Raw genomic sequence first — 17,500 nt, 5'->3', positions numbered from 1 at the left:
TCATCGCATCCTGGGGCTGTAGTCGGTCCCAAGGGTTGGGCTGTTCGCCCATTAAAGCGGTACGCGAGCTGGGTTCAGAACGTCGTGAGACAGTTCGGTCCCTATCCGTCGTGGGCGTAGGAAATTTGAGAGGAGCTGTCCTTAGTACGAGAGGACCGGGATGGACGCACCGCTGGTGTACCAGTTGTTCTGCCAAGGGCATAGCTGGGTAGCTATGTGCGGAAGGGATAAGTGCTGAAAGCATCTAAGCATGAAGCCCCCCTCAAGATGAGATTTCCCATAGCGTAAGCTAGTAAGATCCCTGAAAGATGATCAGGTTGATAGGTTCGAGGTGGAAGCATGGTGACATGTGGAGCTGACGAATACTAATAGATCGAGGACTTAACCATATAATATGAAGCAAATGTTATCTAGTTTTGAAGGAATATGCCTTCATAGTTTGGTGATGATGGCAGAGAGGTCACACCCGTTCCCATACCGAACACGGAAGTTAAGCTCTCTAGCGCCGATGGTAGTTGGGACCTTGTCCCTGTGAGAGTAGGACGTCGCCAAGCTATTTATATTGTCGCGGGGTGGAGCAGCACGGTAGCTCGTCGGGCTCATAACCCGAAGGTCGCAGGTTCAAATCCTGTCCCCGCAACCAAATGGTCCCGTGGTGTAGTGGTTAACATGCCTGCCTGTCACGCAGGAGATCGCCGGTTCGACCCCGGTCGGGACCGCCATTTCATATAAAGAAAAGAACGAAACAAGTTGTTTCGTATTTTTTTATTTGTTTTAACAAAAAACTAATAAAGACAGTCAAACTATCCTTAGGACAACTCCTAAGGACTTTTTTATATATTCAAAACCTGTATAATAAAGAGCAGAGAACATTGTGAGTAAAGTAGGTGAAGTCTGTGAGTAAATATGAAGTAACAACAAAATCTTCTGAGGAAACACAAAGGTTATCAGAAAAACTAGGTGAGCTCGTAGAGGCACAAGATGTAATTATTTTAGAAGGAGATCTTGGAGCTGGTAAGACGACTTTTACAAAGGGACTAGCAAAAGGTCTTGGAGTGAAAAGAGTTGTAAATAGTCCTACCTTTAATATCATTAAAGAATATAAAGGTAGGTTACCGCTATATCATATGGACGTGTATCGCTTAGCAGAAAGTGAAGAGGACTTAGGCTTTGATGAATATTTCTACGGTGAAGGAATTACGGTAGTAGAATGGGCTCATTTAATAGAGGCATATTTACCAAATGAAAAGTTACAAATTAGTTTATTCCATGCTGGAGATGACACAAGAAAAATTATACTCGAGCCAATTGGAGATCGCTATATTAGATTATGTGAGGAGCTATTACAAGATGAAAGTACTAGCAATTGATACTTCAAATTACGTAATGGGTGTATCCCTTATTGAGGAAGGAAACGTAATTGGGGAAATCATTACAAATTTAACAAAAAACCATTCTGTACGTCTTATGCCAGCTGTAGAGAAACTGTTAAAAGAGTGTGGCGTAAAACCGAAGGAATTAACTAAAATCGTTGTAGCTGCTGGACCTGGATCCTATACAGGTGTTCGCATAGGCGTGACAGCGGCGAAAACATTAGCTTGGTCACTTCAAATACCAATTGTAGGTGTATCAAGTTTAGAGGTAGTAGCTGCAAACGGTGCTAACTTTAACGGGTTAATTTGTCCTTTATTTGATGGAAGGCGTGGGCAAATTTATACTGGGTTATATACATATGAAGGAGAGCAGTTAACTTCAATAGAAGAAGACCGAATTATTCTTATTGTAGACTGGTTGCAAATGTTAAAAGATAAAGGACAGCCTGTTTTATTTATCGGTAACGATGTTAAATTGCATAAAGAAACAATTATAGAACATTTAGGTGATCAAGCTGTATTCGCTCCATTTACTAAAAATAATCCAAGACCAAGTGAGCTAGCATTCTTAGGATTACAAAAAGAAGAACAAGATGTTCATACGTTTGTTCCAAGCTATCTTCGTTTAGCTGAAGCTGAAACAAAGTGGTTAGAAAGTCAAAACAAGTAGGAGCTTGCAGAAGATGGATATGATATTTAGAAAGATGGAGCTTGATGATATTGCTCAAATTGTAGCTATTGAAGAAGCGTCTTTTTCAACTCCTTGGACTGCAGATGCCTTTCACCGTGAATTAACGATGAATGAACATGCACATTATATTGTGTTAGAAAAAGATGGTCGTGTAGTCGGGTATTGTGGATTGTGGATAATTATTGATGAATCACATATAACAAATATAGCTATTTTGCCAGAATACCGAGGTCAAAAGTTAGGAGATGCCCTATTGAAAGCAGTTATTTCTGAAGCGAAAGAACTAGGGGTAAAAACAATGACACTTGAAGTACGTGTATCAAATGAAGTAGCAAAGCAGTTATACAGAAAATACGGATTTCAAAATGGTGGGATTCGTAAACGATACTATGCAGACAATCAGGAAGATGGTCTCGTAATGTGGGTGAATATATAATGGAAAAAAATACGATTATACTTGGTATTGAAACAAGTTGTGATGAAACAGCAGTAGCAGTTGTTAAAAATGGAACGGAAATTATTGCGAATGTCGTTGCATCACAAATTGAAAGTCATAAACGTTTTGGCGGCGTTGTACCAGAGATTGCATCCCGTCATCATGTAGAAGAAATTACAGTTGTGTTAGAAGAAGCTTTAAAGGAAGCAAACATCACATTTGATGATATTGATGCAATTGCTGTAACAGAAGGTCCCGGTTTAGTAGGAGCACTTCTAATTGGAGTAAATGCAGCGAAGGCAGTAGCGTTTGCACATGATATTCCGTTAGTCGGTGTTCATCATATTGCTGGTCATATTTATGCGAACCGTTTAGTAAAAGAAGTTCAATTCCCGTTATTATCACTTGTTGTATCTGGTGGGCATACAGAACTTGTTTATATGAAAGAACATGGTTCATTCGAAGTAATTGGTGAAACACGAGACGATGCAGCTGGAGAAGCATATGATAAAGTAGCTCGTACGTTATCTATGCCATATCCAGGTGGTCCTCATATTGATCGCCTTGCACATGAAGGAGAACCGACAATTGATTTGCCTCGTGCATGGCTAGAACCGGATTCATATGATTTTAGCTTTAGTGGATTGAAATCAGCAGTTATCAACACTGTGCATAACGCAAAACAACGCGGTATAGAAATTGCGCCAGAAGATTTAGCGGCAAGTTTCCAAGAAAGTGTAATAGATGTACTTGTAACGAAAGCAGCTCGTGCAGCAGAAGCTTATAATGTAAAGCAATTACTTCTTGCTGGTGGAGTAGCTGCTAATAAAGGACTTCGTGCGCGATTAGAAGAGGAATTTGCACAAAAAGAAAACATTGAATTAATTATTCCGCCGCTATCTTTATGCACAGATAATGCAGCGATGATTGCAGCGGCAGGGACAATTGCTTATGAACAAGGTAAGCGTGCAACATTAGCCTTAAATGCAAATCCAGGATTAGATATTGAAGCATAGTTATACACATAATTAACCACAGGTTGTGGATAAAACCCATATTGTCTGTTGATAATGTGGGTTTTATTGTGTATATAAAATGTTGATAACTTTTTTATTGATTGTGGATAATGTGGAAAAGTTATTTTAAGGTTTATTTTATAAAGGTGGATATGTGTATAAACTTGTGGATAAATAGGATGATGTCAGACCTTTGAGTTTGTTCTTTTTCGGGAAATAAAAAGTAAGAAGATATCCCCGAAAAACATTTTGAAACATCCCCCTATTATAGAAGATGCTAATATTGTCAATCTTTGTCGTTAAATCGATATTTCGTGTCGAATTGTTAATATATATAGGGTTACAATAGATATATTTGAAAAATCGTTGGTATATTCTAAGTTACGATTGATATACTCAAAAAATTGTTTCTGTATTAAAAGAAAAAAAGATGTCGCATAGTCAAAAATCCTGACTTATGAGACATCTTCCTTATTTAAATATGCTTATACATGCAGCTCTTCCCATTCTGCCATACAAGTTTCAAGTTGTTCTTGTAGCGTTTGCTTTTTAGTTGTAATTTCACTAGCTTTTTCATAATCTGCATATATTTCTGGTAAGCAAAGTTGATTTTCCAACGTAGCAATTTCTTCTTCTAATTCTAATATACTTTGTTCTAGCTCTTCAATTTTTCTAGTGCGTTGACGCTCTAGTTTTTTACGCTCTTTTTCTTCTAAATAATTTAATTTCTCTTGTGCAACCACCTTTTGAACAGGAATGTCACTTTCTTGCTGTTCAAGTTCTGCACGTTCAATCATTTCATTTTTCTTTTCAACGTAGTAATCGTAATCCCCTAAATATTCCTGTGCACCTTCTGTTGATAACTCAACCACAGTCGTTGTTACACGGTTAATAAAGTAGCGGTCATGTGAGACGAATAGAAGAGTCCCTGGATAATCAATTAAAGCATTCTCCAAAATTTCTTTACTGTTTAAATCAAGGTGGTTCGTAGGTTCATCTAGAATTAATAAATTTGATTTTTGCATCATAAGTTTTGCAAGAGCTAATCGAGCTTTTTGTCCACCACTAAGGGAAGATACTGGTTTCAGTACATCATCTCCTGTGAATAAAAAATTCCCGAGTATAGTACGGATTTCTTTTTCAGGTTGCAGTGGATATTCATCCCATAGTTCATTTAAAACCCGTTTAGAAGATGTTAAGTTTGCTTGTTCTTGATCATAATAACCAACAGATACATTTGATCCGAAAGAAACATCACCATTTAATAGTGGTAACTTATTCACAATAGACTTTAACAATGTGGATTTCCCAATTCCGTTTGGACCAACTAAAGCAACACTATCTCCGCGAGTTAAGCGCATAGTTACATGTTCAATTATAGGGTTCTCATCATAGCCGATGGTTGCATCATTTACTTGTAAAACATCATTTCCACTTTGCTTTTCAATATCGAAGTGGAATGATGCTGACTTAGAATCCCCTAATGGTCTCGTTAATAATTCCATTCTGTCTAGTTGTTTACGACGACTTTGAGCACGTTTCGTTGTAGAAGCGCGAGCTATATTCTTTTGAACGAAGTCCTCAAGTTTTGCGATTTCATCTTGTTGTTTTTCGTAACGTTTCATTTCTTGCTCATATAATGCTGATTTTAAGTCTAAATATTTACTGTAGTTACCAACAAATCGTCTGCTTTCTTTATTCGAAATTTCATATACTTGTGTAACGAGTTTGTCTAAGAAATAACGGTCATGTGAAACGATTAATATTGCGCCAGGATAACCTTGTAAATATTGCTCAAGCCACGTTAATGTTTCGATGTCTAAATGGTTTGTAGGCTCATCCAAAATAAGTAAGTCTGGTTTTGTTAATAATAATTTCCCGAGAGCTAATCTTGTTTTTTGCCCGCCGCTTAAAGTAGAGATCGTCGTCTGGTGCGTTTCAACTGGGAAGCCAAGGCCGCTTAAAATGGAGCGAATATCCGCTTCATATTGATATCCACCTTGATCTTTATAATTGAGTTGCAATTGGTCATAATCAGCTAACAATCTTTCATATGTAGCTTCGTTTGAAAAGTTTTCTTCTTTTCCCATTTCTTGCTCAAGCCTTCGAAGTTTTGTCTCCATTTGCTGTAAGTGGGTAAAGACGGTTAGCATTTCATCCCAAATTGTTAAAGACGTTTCTAGTCCAGTATTTTGAGCTAAATATCCGATTGAGACATCTTTCGGTTTTATAATTTCGCCACCATCATGAGATAATTCACCAGCGATAATTTTTAATAATGTAGATTTGCCTGCTCCATTCCTTCCAACTAATGCGATACGATCTTTTGTTTGTACTTCCAATTTTATGTTTGCAAGAATCGTTTCTGCACCGTATAATTTCGAAAGCGCGTTTACTTGTAATAAAATCAATGTTTTCACCTCAAATAATTTCTTAACTTTGCCATGTTTATATTTCTCAATCATACTAAAAATAGTGTATAGTTTAAAATAAAGAGAGAATACTTCTTCTCTTTATTATACAAGGAATTTAATGAGTGCTAAACTTCTGTATTTGATTAAAGTATATGAATAAAGATAGGAAGAGAGGAGAGGTCATATGGATCAGCAAAAGATTCCACAAGCCACTGCTAAAAGATTGCCTCTATACTATCGATTTATCCAAAACTTATCTCTTTCTGGTAAGCAGCGTGTTTCATCGGCCGAATTGAGTGAGGCAGTAAAAGTAGATTCCGCAACAATACGAAGAGATTTTTCGTATTTTGGAGCGTTAGGGAAAAAGGGATATGGATATAACGTAAATTATTTATTATCATTTTTCCGCGAAACACTTGATCAAGATGATATAACACGTGTAGCACTTATTGGAGTAGGTAATTTAGGGACCGCTTTCTTACATTATAATTTCACGAAAAACAATAATACAAAAATTGAAATGGCATTTGATGTTAGTGAAGAGAAAGTTGGAACAGAAATCGGGGGCATTCCTGTATATCATTTAGATGAATTAGAAGAGAGATTATCAAATGATATACAAGTGGCAATATTAACAGTACCGGCTACAGTAGCACAAGCTGTAGCAGATAGATTAGCTGAAACGAGCGTGCATGGTATTTTGAATTTCACACCAGCGCGATTAAACGTATCAGAGAATATTAGAATTCATCATATTGACTTAGCTGTAGAGTTACAAACATTAGTTTACTTTTTGAAAAACTATCCACAATAAAACGCAGAGGAAGCGACCTCTGCGTTTTATTATTGTTTCTTCTTTGTGAATTTAATTAATATAAGGCGAAGTGCCAAATTAAAATCAATTGTTGCCATAACTGCAAATAGTATTGTCCACATATTCCAGATTGTATCTGTCACGTTCGTAATGGCGAAGCGTGTAAAGATACATCCAAGAAGGAAGTATAGTGCAGCCATGAACAATGGTGAGTTTCTCATACAAAAAATCCTCCGATAAAGCCTTGCATTTTTTCAGCTTCTTTAATCATTTCTTGAATTTGTTCATTGCTCATAAAAATTTGCCCAATAGCGACCAATGTATTCATCGCAACATGAGCTGCAATCGGAACGATAATCCGTTTCGTCTTCACATATAAGAAGGCGAATACGAGCCCCATAGCAGTGTATACCAATAAATGAGTAAAATCAAAATGAATTGCTGCGAATACAAGCGAACTAATGATAGCTGCGATAAAGAAGTTAAACTTCTTATAAAGTGCACCAAATAAAATTTTTCTAAATACGATTTCTTCTAAGATAGGTCCAATTATAGATACAACAATAAGGAACCAAGGGGTCGTTCTTGCAATCTCCATCAGTTTCATTGTATTTTCTGAACCTTGTTTAATTCCTAGCAGCTGCATCTCGATCATACCGGCAACTATTTGTGAAAAGAAAGCTAAGAAGAACCCGATGAAAATCCATCCAATAGTAGCTGGAGCAGAAGAGCGCTTTGGATCTAAATGCCTGTCACGAATATCTGTTCTAAGTAACCAAAGTACGATACATAATGCAACAAAGAAGCTAATAATTGCCCAGTGTCCCGTTATGATTTGTCCTTTTTCCTCAATGGTAAATCCTCTATTATCATAGAGTCCTGTTTTTAGGAGAAGTGGCAATCCAACAACGCCAGATAACTGCATTAAAATGTATGTAACGATAATCCACCAGTATTGTTTCTTCAAATGGTTTAACCATCCTTTCTAACTATAGTGTATGAGATAAGTTAGGATAACATGTAAATATGCTACCTACGATATAAACCTCACTTGAATTATGTTTTTTTCGTAAATCCTTATTTGAAATTATAATAGAAGACAGGAGAAAGTTGTGTGTGTAGCGAAAACAACTTAGGGTGTCCTTTCATATTGTAACATACGAGCAGTGGAAACAACGATTCATATAGTAAAGGCAGTATTCTATATAGAAAGTTTATATAGTGATTTGCGAAAAAATTATGATTTTTTTACTTGCAAAAGAAATTGAGATTATTTATTATTATAAGTGTGTTAGCACTCGGATGACTTGAGTGCTAATAAAAGAAATTTACATAACAAAATGAGGAGGTTATTGTTCATGCTAAAGCCATTAGGTGATCGCGTTGTAATTGAGCTTGTTCAAGCAGAAGAAAAAACAGCAAGTGGTATTGTATTACCAGATACTGCAAAAGAAAAACCACAAGAGGGTAAAGTAGTTGCAGTAGGTACTGGTCGAGTGCTTGAGAATGGTGAGCGTGTTGCTTTAGAGGTAGCAGCAGGTGATCTTATCATCTTCTCAAAATATGCAGGTACTGAAGTGAAATATGAAGGTACAGACTACTTGATTTTACGTGAAAGTGACATTTTAGCAGTTATCGGTTAATTATATAAATCTTAAAAAATCCAAGGGGGTCAATTATTATGGCAAAAGATATTAAATTTAGTGAAGAAGCACGTCGTTCGATGCTTCGCGGTGTCGACACTCTTGCAAATGCAGTAAAAGTAACGCTTGGACCAAAAGGTCGTAACGTTGTTCTTGAGAAAAAATTCGGTTCACCACTTATTACAAATGACGGTGTAACAATCGCAAAAGAAATCGAATTAGAAGATGCATTCGAAAACATGGGTGCGAAACTAGTAGCAGAAGTTGCTAGCAAAACAAATGACGTAGCTGGTGACGGAACAACAACTGCAACTGTATTAGCGCAAGCTATGATTCGTGAAGGTCTTAAAAACGTAACAGCTGGTGCGAACCCAATGGGTCTTCGTAAAGGTATCGAAAAAGCTGTTACTGCTGCAATTGAAGAATTAAAAACGATTTCTAAACCAATCGAAGGTAAATCTTCTATCGCACAAGTAGCTGCTATTTCTGCTGCTGACGAAGAAGTAGGTCAATTAATCGCTGAAGCAATGGAGCGCGTTGGTAACGACGGCGTTATTACTTTAGAAGAATCTAAAGGCTTCACAACAGAATTAGACGTAGTAGAAGGTATGCAATTTGATCGTGGATATGCATCTCCTTACATGATTACTGATTCTGACAAAATGGAAGCAGTTCTTGATAACCCATACATCTTAATCACTGACAAAAAGATTTCTAACATTCAAGAAATCTTACCAGTATTAGAGCAAGTGGTACAACAAGGTAAACCACTTCTTATCATTGCTGAAGATGTAGAAGGCGAAGCGTTAGCTACATTAGTAGTGAACAAACTTCGTGGTACATTCAATGTAGTAGCTGTTAAAGCTCCTGGATTTGGTGACCGTCGTAAAGCAATGCTAGAAGATATCGCGATCTTAACAGGTGGCGAAGTAATCACTGAAGAATTAGGTCGTGACTTAAAATCTGCTACAGTTGAATCTTTAGGACGCGCTGGTAAAGTTGTTGTTACAAAAGAAAACACAACTGTAGTTGAAGGTGTAGGAAGCACAGAACAAATCGAAGCTCGCATCGGTCAAATCCGTGCGCAATTAGAAGAAACAACTTCTGAATTCGATCGTGAAAAATTACAAGAGCGTCTTGCAAAACTTGCAGGTGGCGTAGCGGTAATTAAAGTAGGTGCAGCAACTGAAACTGAGTTGAAAGAACGCAAACTTCGTATTGAAGATGCACTTAACTCAACTCGTGCAGCAGTAGAAGAAGGTATCGTTGCAGGTGGTGGTACTTCACTTATGAACGTATACACGAAAGTAGCTTCTATCGTAGCTGAAGGCGACGAAGCAACAGGTATCAACATCGTACTTCGCGCACTAGAAGAGCCAGTTCGTCAAATCGCAATCAACGCTGGTCTAGAAGGATCTGTAGTTGTAGAGCGTCTAAAAGGCGAAAAAGTAGGCGTTGGTTTCAACGCAGCTACTGGCGAATGGGTTAACATGCTTGAGTCTGGTATCGTAGATCCAGCTAAAGTAACTCGTTCTGCACTTCAAAACGCAGCATCTGTTGCAGCTATGTTCTTAACAACTGAAGCTGTAGTAGCTGACAAGCCAGAACCAAATGCACCAGCAATGCCTGACATGGGCGGCATGGGCATGGGCGGTATGGGCGGAATGATGTAATTCAGCCCGTCTTAAATATTCCATGCTTAAGTTGAATAAAAACAGGTAATGTTTATAATGGAAAAGATCTTTTCTGTACATTTATAGAAAAGATCTTTTTTTAAAATTTTATGTGATAGTTTACGTGTAAGGTAATAGTGAATATAAATATCTGTTTATCTATTTATAACGTCATATGTATTTGGGTGTTATCTGAAGGGGAGTAAAATAGGCATGGCTAAGGTGAATATTTATAAAATTTCTAATACTAAACATAGAGCTTTTGAAAGGAATTTGGAAGAAAATTTAGCAGTTGAGGTGTCAAAAACGATCAGCCAGGCTGAAAATGATCAGTTGGAATATGAAATGATCTTTACTTTATATAAACATGTCCCAATTCAAGAAAAGGATATTCCGTGGAAATGGATTTTGGAAGCTTTCGAAGAAGATGTATTACAGGTCACACCTCAGCCTAAAGTAGTTGTGAAAATTACATATGGCGAGGATATGTATGCGTTAACATTTGGACACTCTCATTTTTTGGTTGATAAATATTGTGATTATGATTTCGCATTTTCTTTTGCTAGAAAAATGGAATATGAAGGGATTAAAACTACTGCTTTGACTTCGCCGAATTCGCAACGCAATAAGACAATTAATACATATATTGATTATAAGGAATTAGAATTTGATAGTGGTGCTTCTTTTACAAAGTTAAAAGCAAAAGTTATTCAATCAAATGAGGTTAAGCATTTATATAATCAACTAATTGAAGTTGGAAGTTCTCTGAAGTTTGATTTAAAGCAGGATAATTTAGAAAGCGTTTGTGAAGTTCTTTTACATATTGTAAAAATTCTAGACGAGGAAGATAAGTGCAAAATTCCAGTATTCACTAGAGTGACATCTAGTGAATTATTAAGTAATTTAAATAGAGATTTACAAGAGGCGATTCGTAGAGGCCAAACCACAATTAATATTTCTGAAGTGGATATCATAGGGGCGACTGAAATTTTTAATAACAATGATGCGGTTTTTAAATTATGGTATGGTGCAAAAAGAAAGACAATTTCTGAGTTGAACTATGATCAAATTCAATTATTTGCTGAAGAAAAAGAATTAAACTTGGGGGATATTTTATTAGATATTAAGGTGCAAAGTCTGTATAACGGAACGTCTGTTCGTAGTGACAAGATAAGGAATCTAATAGAATATGTTGATGATGCACGTAGATGTATCCTTACTAAGGGGAATTGGTATTATTTTAATGATGATTACCAACAATATTTAGAGGATTCTATCTCTGAAATTAAAACAATATATTGCCCAGATTATGATTTTACAAAAGAAATCCATGAGGAGTTTCTTGAGTGCAAATATGCGGAAGAAAAGCATAAATATCCAGGTATGACAGAGGAAGAAATTAAAAAGAAGCTTAAAAATATATATTATGCAGAAAATGTATTTAACTTGTTAAGGGAACAAAATGACGGTTTTCAGAATTTTGATCGAGAAGAAGAACGAATTAATGCAGCTAAAGTAGAACTTATGGATTTATATAAAGATAAAACGATGTATGCAGTTAAGATAGGAAATACATCAGGTAAGCTTTGTTATGCTGTAGATCAATCGATTAGTTCGTTACGTCTTTATAAACATGGCATTTTACAAGATATGCCAGAAATAGAAAGGGTAGCAATATGGCTTGTTCTGGAAAGAGCGAGTAAATTGACGCTCATAGATGGTGAGCCGAATTTAAATGAACTAAACATGATAATGTTAAAGAATAAATTGGACATTTGGAAAAAAGAAGTCAGGTTGCAAGGGTATGAACCTATAGTTTATATAAATTATAGAGTACAGAGTTAACGTAACAAGGAAATTAAATTTCATCCAAGGTCAAAATATTATTGCTAGAAATAAGTTGTAATTTTTTAGCCGTGAACAACTTGGAAATTCCAGTTAGGGTAATGAAGAGCTATATTTCGAGGTGAAGAAATGAATTTCTGTAGAATTTTGTCGCTTTCTCTCTTGACCATATTGATATTTCATTGTTAGAATCTAGGAAGATAATATAAAACGATCCTTCATATATCCTCAATGATATGGTTTGAGAGTCTCTACCGGGTTACCGCAAACAACCTGACTATGAAGGCAGTGTGTCTTATATTTATAAAGAGCGGAGACTATCTTTCTTTATAAAGCCAGACCCCTGCCTTTTCTTTGTTATGAGACTAGAGGCGGAGGACTGGCTTTTTTTATTATATTGGTAATGCTTTTCGCCAAATTGGTGAAAATATTTATATACGAGAACTAACGTTGGGGTGATTATTTTGAAGAAACAACACGATACAATTATCGTTTTAGATTTTGGAAGTCAATACAATCAGTTAATAGCACGTCGAATTCGTGAGTTCGGTGTATACAGTGAACTTCATCCACATACAATTACTGCAGAAGAAATTAAAGCAATGAATCCAAAAGGGATTATTTTCTCTGGTGGACCAAATAGCGTATACGGTGAAGGTGCATTACATTGTGATGAAAAAATCTTTGAACTAGGTTTACCAATCTTCGGTATTTGTTACGGTATGCAGCTTATGACGCAACACTTCGGTGGTAAAGTAGAGCGTGCAAATCACCGTGAGTACGGAAAGGCTGTTCTTAAAGTAGAGAACGAATCAAAATTATATGCGAACCTTCCAGAAGAGCAAGTTGTATGGATGAGCCATGGTGACTTAGTAACTGGTTTACCTGAAGGATTCGTAGTAGACGCAACAAGTGAGTCTTGCCCAATTGCTGGTATGAGCAATGAAGCGAAAAACTTATACGGTGTACAATTCCACCCAGAAGTACGTCACTCTGAGCACGGTAACGATTTAATTAAAAACTTCGTATTTGGCGTATGTGGTTGTTCTGAAGGATGGAACATGGAGAACTTTATCGAAGTAGAATTAGAAAAAATTCGTGAAACTGTTGGAGACAAAAAAGTACTATGCGCACTTAGTGGCGGTGTAGACTCTTCTGTTGTAGCAGTATTAATTCATAAAGCAATCGGCGATCAATTAACTTGTATTTTCGTTGACCACGGCTTACTGCGTAAAGGCGAAGCAGAAGGCGTTATGAAAACATTTAGCGAAGGCTTCCATATGAACGTTATTAAAGTGGATGCAAAAGAACGCTTCATGAACAAGTTAAAAGGTGTAGAAGATCCAGAACAAAAACGTAAAATCATCGGTAACGAATTCATTTACGTATTTGATGATGAAGCGTCTAAATTACAAGGTATGGACTTTTTAGCACAAGGTACACTTTACACAGACATCGTTGAAAGTGGTACAGCAACTGCACAAACAATTAAATCTCACCACAACGTTGGTGGACTTCCAGAAGACATGCAGTTCAAATTAATTGAGCCTTTAAACACGTTATTTAAAGACGAAGTACGTGTATTAGGATCTGAACTAGGAATTCCTGATGAAATCGTATGGCGTCAACCATTCCCAGGACCGGGTCTTGGTATTCGTGTATTAGGTGAAATTACAGAAGAGAAATTAGAAATCGTTCGTGAATCTGATGCGATTTTACGTGAAGAAATTATTAAAGCGGGCTTAGACCGTGAAATCTGGCAATACTTCACTGCACTTCCTGGTATGCGTAGCGTAGGTGTTATGGGTGACGAGCGTACTTACGATTACACAGTAGGTATCCGTGCAGTAACATCTATCGACGGTATGACAGCTGACTGGGCACGTATCCCTTGGGACGTATTAGAGAAAATCTCTGTACGTATCGTAAACGAAGTAAAACACGTTAACCGTATCGTGTATGATGTAACGAGTAAGCCACCAGCAACTATTGAGTGGGAATAGTATTTATAAAAAGGTCCATCTATTGCTTATGCATAGATGGATCTTTTTTATTTTGGCATTAATACGAACGAAACTATAAAAGTTTATGAAAATGTTCGTTTTTAAATTGACAAAACTACTTCGTCGAGTTAATATGATTATGTAATTCAAACGAAAAGTGAATATTATAGCCGTCGTATAATATCGGGGATATGGCCCGAAAGTTTCTACCTAGCTACCGTAAATGGCTTGACTACGAGGCGTTTGTATAAAGATGAGGGGAAACTTGTCTTTGTTTATAGAACGCTTCCATGTATATATGCAATGGAAGCCTTTTTTATTTCTCGGGATAAAAGAGGGCTAGGGTGAAATACGGCGAGTAATCATATAACGGGGGAAACATAGGATGAAACGCTATTTTCAGTTTGATGAGCTCGGTACGAATTATAAGACTGAGTTCATAGCAGGGTTAACGACATTTCTATCTATGGCTTACGTACTATTTGTCAATCCTGCTACGCTGTCGCTTGGAAATGTTAAAGGGTTACCAGCAGGTACAGGGATGGATCCAGGTGCAGTATTCGTTGCTACGGCATTAGCGGCAGCGATCGGTTCGTTAATTATGGGTATTTTCGCGAAGTATCCAATTGCTTTAGCGCCAGGTATGGGAATTAACGCGTTCTTTGCTTATACAGCAGTGTTAACGATGGGTATTCCGTGGCAAACGGCCATTGCCGGAACATTAATGTCAGGTATTATCTTTATTATTCTTACTGCTTCAGGTATTCGTGAAAAAATCATTAATGCAATTCCATCGGAGTTAAAGTTTGCAGTAGCAGCAGGTATTGGATTATTCATTGCTTTCCTTGGATTCCAAAATGCCGGAATTATCGTGAAAAACGATGCGGTTCTTGTTGGGTTGGGGGACTTAACAAAGGGCACAACGTTACTAGCAATCTTCGGGGTTATTACTACGATCATCTTTATGATTAAGAAAGTTAATGGTGCAGTATTCTACGGTATGATTCTTACAGCGATCTTAGGAGTTGCAACAGGATTAATTGATACTCCGAAAGCTGTAGTGGGAGCAATACCGAGTCTAGAACCAACGTTCGGTGTGGCGTTAACGCACTTCGGCGATATTTTCACAGTTCAAATGGGGATTGTTATTATAACGTTCTTCTTTATAGATTTCTTTGATACAGCAGGTACGCTTGTAGCGGTTGCGAATCAAGCAGGATTAATGAAGAACAATAAATTACCACGTGCAGGAAAAGCGTTATTTGCAGATGCGATTGCAACTGTAATTGGTGCGATCTTGGGTACATCAACAACAACGTCTTACATTGAATCGTCTGCAGGGGTAGCAGCGGGAGGACGTTCTGGATTTACAGCAGTTGTAACAGCAGGATTCTTCTTACTGGCACTATTCTTCTCGCCATTATTAAGTGTTGTAACGCCAGCTGTAACGGCACCGGCTTTAATTATTGTAGGAATCTTGATGGTTTCTTCCTTAGGGGAAATTGATTGGAAGAAATTCGAGATTGCAGTACCAGCATTCTTTACAATTATCTCTATGCCACTTACGTATAGTATCGCAACTGGGATTGCCATTGGATTTATCTTCTATCCAATTACAATGGTTGTGAGTGGTCGTCGTAAAGAGGTTCATCCGATTATGTATGTTATGGGAGTTTTATTCGTACTATATTTCATCTACGTTCGTAAATAAAAGGGTTTTTTTAAAGGTCTAGACTTAAGGGGAGTCTAGACCTTTTTGCGTCTTCAGAAAATCTTAAGGATTTCCGAGCGTTTTTCTTCAGAAGTTTTCCTATAATAGAAGTTAGGGATTAAAAAAGTGATGGGGGAGATATTGTGGCACACGAAACAATACTTGTCGTAGATGATGAAAAAGAAATTCGGAATTTAATTACAATCTATTTAAAGAATGAAGGATATAAAGTATTACAAGCAGGAGACGGAGAAGAAGGATTACGTCTATTGGAAGAAAATGAAGTACATCTAGTCGTATTAGATATTATGATGCCGAAAGTGGATGGTATTCATATGTGTATGAAGGTAAGGGAAGCGAAAGAAATGCCTATTATTATGCTTTCTGCCAAAACGCAAGATATGGATAAGATTTTAGGATTAACTACAGGAGCAGATGATTACGTAACGAAACCATTTAACCCGTTAGAGTTAATCGCAAGAATTAAATCTCAGTTACGCCGTTATATGAAAATGAATGGTTTCGCTGTCCAAAATGAGGACGAGTTAGAAATTGGGGAGATGAAAATCAACATCTCGACCCATAAAGTTGTTGTAGAGGGAGAAGAAGTGAAACTAACTCCGAGGGAATTTTCAATTTTAGAATTGCTAGCTAGAAATCCAGGTATGGTGTTTAGTGCGGAGCAAATTTATGAAAAGGTGTGGAACGAACGATCTTTCCAGTCTGATAATACTGTAATGGTGCACATTCGGAAAGTGCGTGAAAAGATTGAGGAGAATCCAAGGAAACCTAGATATATAAAAACAGTATGGGGAGTGGGGTATAAGATTGAAAAAGATATTTAATCCGTTTACTTATATAAGGAAAATAAGAGAATTAATTGAGAAATTAGTAAAGAGCGTACGAAAGAGTATAAGGATTCAATTGATTACTACTTTTGCTGCTTGTGCGTTATTAGGAGTTTTGTCAGCGAAGGGAGCTGCGCCATTTTTTGAGAATGCGAATCGTCAAGCAACTATCGATTATCGGGCTGGTATGGAACAAATTAATCACCAAGCTCAAGGAGCGGCAAATAGTTCGGTTCATGAAAATAAATTAGAAGCTATATCAAATATGATCGAAATGGAGAACCAAAATTTAGAGCAAGGGTCTAGAGCTTTAAAGATATTGGTTACTGATGAAAGTGGTAAAGTTTTATATAAAACAAAGCAAGCGCAAGAAGAGCAAATCGATTTGCATAATACGATTCGTAATGCAGCATCATTTGCGATTAATTATACAGATGGTAGAAATGTATTTGAAAGTACAAGAAAAGAGTTTATATCTTTTTCACCTATTACTATTGAAGGAAAGAATTTGTACATGTTTGTTAGCGGAATTCCAGAGGGAGAGGTAATGTATGACACGAAAGAAGGGCCATTCCCGTTTTTAATTGGTGTTCTTGTATTCATTTTCTCTTTCTTCTATATAACAAAGAGAAAGATGAAGCAGATTGAAGCAATGGCACAAGGTGTAAAGGAAATAGAAAGAGGCAACTTAGCGTACCGCATTGAGAAAAAAGGTGAAGATGAGATTGCAGCTTTAACTGAGAATATTAATAATATGGCAGAAGAGCTTATGAATAATATAGAAAAGGAACGTAAATTAGAGAAGCAAAAGAATGAGCTTATTACGAATGTATCTCACGATTTACGCACACCGCTGACTTCTATTATGGGCTACTTACGATTACTTCGAGATTCTAAATATGAAAATAAAGAACAACACGATGAGTATACGAGAATTGCTTTTGCAAAGTCGGAGCAGTTAAAAAATTTAATAGAAGATTTATTTGAGTATACGAAGTTAACAAATGAACAAGTTGTATTAGAAAAACAGGAA

At 36.9% G+C, this 17,500-nt stretch carries 15 protein-coding genes, 2 tRNA genes, 2 rRNA genes and 2 riboswitches (2 of these 21 only partly in view); of the genes, 16 read left to right on the top strand and 3 right to left on the bottom strand.

What is annotated here, in order from left to right:
* From B9A45_RS00230 to tsaD, 8 genes are all read left to right on the top strand, one after another.
* Nucleotides 1–389 (top strand): 23S ribosomal RNA (locus B9A45_RS00230); it begins 2,533 nt to the left of the window's first position.
* A gap of 49 nt (nucleotides 390–438) precedes the next feature.
* Nucleotides 439–554: ribosomal RNA gene (rrf, locus tag B9A45_RS00225) — 5S ribosomal RNA — on the top strand.
* Nucleotides 555–566: 12 nt separating this feature from the next.
* Nucleotides 567–643, top strand: a tRNA-Met gene (locus tag B9A45_RS00220).
* 3 nt (nucleotides 644–646) lie between these two features.
* Nucleotides 647–722, top strand: a tRNA-Asp gene (locus B9A45_RS00215).
* A gap of 174 nt (nucleotides 723–896) precedes the next feature.
* Nucleotides 897–1,370 carry a tRNA (adenosine(37)-N6)-threonylcarbamoyltransferase complex ATPase subunit type 1 TsaE gene (tsaE, locus tag B9A45_RS00210; protein WP_000049642.1) on the top strand — a complete coding sequence of 158 codons (474 nt, stop codon included), beginning with the start codon at nucleotides 897–899 and terminating at the stop codon, nucleotides 1,368–1,370.
* On the top strand, nucleotides 1,351–2,043 hold the full coding sequence (gene tsaB / locus B9A45_RS00205) for a tRNA (adenosine(37)-N6)-threonylcarbamoyltransferase complex dimerization subunit type 1 TsaB (protein ID WP_000865753.1): 693 nt from the start codon (nucleotides 1,351–1,353) through the stop codon (nucleotides 2,041–2,043). The genes tsaE and tsaB overlap by 20 nt, the downstream gene beginning before the upstream one ends.
* 13 nt (nucleotides 2,044–2,056) lie before the next feature.
* A complete protein-coding gene (rimI, locus tag B9A45_RS00200; RefSeq protein ID WP_000367190.1) occupies nucleotides 2,057–2,500 on the top strand; it encodes a ribosomal protein S18-alanine N-acetyltransferase in 444 nt (147 codons plus the stop codon).
* The gene (gene tsaD, locus B9A45_RS00195; RefSeq protein ID WP_000414585.1) at nucleotides 2,500–3,516 is read left to right on the top strand and encodes a tRNA (adenosine(37)-N6)-threonylcarbamoyltransferase complex transferase subunit TsaD; all 1,017 of its coding nucleotides are present in this window, start codon (nucleotides 2,500–2,502) and stop codon (nucleotides 3,514–3,516) included. Before rimI ends, tsaD begins: the two co-directional genes overlap by 1 nt.
* 485 nt (nucleotides 3,517–4,001) lie before the next feature.
* On the opposite strand, the gene B9A45_RS00190 is transcribed toward tsaD, so the two are convergent.
* On the bottom strand, nucleotides 4,002–5,927 hold the full coding sequence (locus B9A45_RS00190) for an ABC-F family ATP-binding cassette domain-containing protein (protein ID WP_218673383.1): 1,926 nt from the start codon (nucleotides 5,925–5,927) through the stop codon (nucleotides 4,002–4,004).
* Nucleotides 5,928–6,114: 187 nt separating this feature from the next.
* Between B9A45_RS00190 and B9A45_RS00185 the strand changes: the two genes are divergently transcribed.
* Nucleotides 6,115–6,744, top strand: a complete 630-nt coding sequence (locus tag B9A45_RS00185) for a redox-sensing transcriptional repressor Rex (RefSeq protein ID WP_000372699.1) — start codon at nucleotides 6,115–6,117, stop codon at nucleotides 6,742–6,744.
* A gap of 29 nt (nucleotides 6,745–6,773) precedes the next feature.
* On the opposite strand, the gene B9A45_RS00180 is transcribed toward B9A45_RS00185, so the two are convergent.
* Together B9A45_RS00180 and B9A45_RS00175 are read right to left on the bottom strand one after the other, a co-directional pair.
* Complete coding sequence (locus B9A45_RS00180; RefSeq protein ID WP_001246200.1) at nucleotides 6,774–6,965, bottom strand: YdiK family protein; 192 nt, start codon at nucleotides 6,963–6,965, stop codon at nucleotides 6,774–6,776.
* On the bottom strand, nucleotides 6,962–7,711 hold the full coding sequence (locus B9A45_RS00175; RefSeq protein WP_000745326.1) for a CPBP family intramembrane glutamic endopeptidase: 750 nt from the start codon (nucleotides 7,709–7,711) through the stop codon (nucleotides 6,962–6,964). Before B9A45_RS00175 ends, B9A45_RS00180 begins: the two co-directional genes overlap by 4 nt.
* Before the next feature lie 391 nt (nucleotides 7,712–8,102).
* Between B9A45_RS00175 and groES the strand changes: the two genes are divergently transcribed.
* The 7 genes from groES to ampS all read left to right on the top strand — a co-directional run.
* Nucleotides 8,103–8,387, top strand: a complete 285-nt coding sequence (groES, locus tag B9A45_RS00170) for a co-chaperone GroES (RefSeq protein WP_000917311.1) — start codon at nucleotides 8,103–8,105, stop codon at nucleotides 8,385–8,387.
* 38 nt (nucleotides 8,388–8,425) lie between these two features.
* Entirely contained in the window at nucleotides 8,426–10,060 is a 1,635-nt protein-coding gene (groL, locus tag B9A45_RS00165; RefSeq protein ID WP_001029993.1) for a chaperonin GroEL, read from the top strand.
* A gap of 213 nt (nucleotides 10,061–10,273) precedes the next feature.
* Nucleotides 10,274–11,905 (top strand): DUF6119 family protein, encoded by a 1,632-nt coding sequence (locus tag B9A45_RS00160; protein WP_084063784.1) that lies wholly within the window; start codon nucleotides 10,274–10,276, stop codon nucleotides 11,903–11,905.
* Between the two features lie 198 nt (nucleotides 11,906–12,103).
* Nucleotides 12,104–12,205: riboswitch (purine riboswitch) on the top strand.
* Nucleotides 12,206–12,366: 161 nt separating this feature from the next.
* A complete protein-coding gene (gene guaA, locus B9A45_RS00155) occupies nucleotides 12,367–13,908 on the top strand; it encodes a glutamine-hydrolyzing GMP synthase (RefSeq protein WP_162841983.1) in 1,542 nt (513 codons plus the stop codon).
* A 152-nt stretch (nucleotides 13,909–14,060) separates the two neighbouring features.
* Nucleotides 14,061–14,163, top strand: a riboswitch (purine riboswitch).
* A gap of 130 nt (nucleotides 14,164–14,293) precedes the next feature.
* On the top strand, nucleotides 14,294–15,619 hold the full coding sequence (locus B9A45_RS00150) for an NCS2 family permease (protein ID WP_084063783.1): 1,326 nt from the start codon (nucleotides 14,294–14,296) through the stop codon (nucleotides 15,617–15,619).
* A gap of 143 nt (nucleotides 15,620–15,762) precedes the next feature.
* Nucleotides 15,763–16,464: a response regulator transcription factor gene (locus B9A45_RS00145; protein WP_000929887.1), complete on the top strand. Its 702-nt coding sequence runs from the start codon at nucleotides 15,763–15,765 to the stop codon at nucleotides 16,462–16,464.
* Nucleotides 16,448–17,500, top strand: the 5' portion of a protein-coding gene (ampS, locus tag B9A45_RS00140; RefSeq protein WP_084063782.1) for an aminopeptidase AmpS. Its footprint extends 453 nt past the window's final position; 1,053 of the gene's 1,506 nt are visible here — the first part of the coding sequence; it begins with the start codon at nucleotides 16,448–16,450; its stop codon lies off the right edge, out of view. Before B9A45_RS00145 ends, ampS begins: the two co-directional genes overlap by 17 nt.

The organism is Bacillus sp. JKS001846, from assembly GCF_900176455.1.
In the GTDB taxonomy this organism is placed as follows: Bacteria; Bacillota; Bacilli; order Bacillales; family Bacillaceae_G; genus Bacillus_A; species Bacillus_A cereus.
Note: the sequence above shows the minus strand (reverse complement) of the source record. Positions and strands in the feature narration are given on the sequence as shown.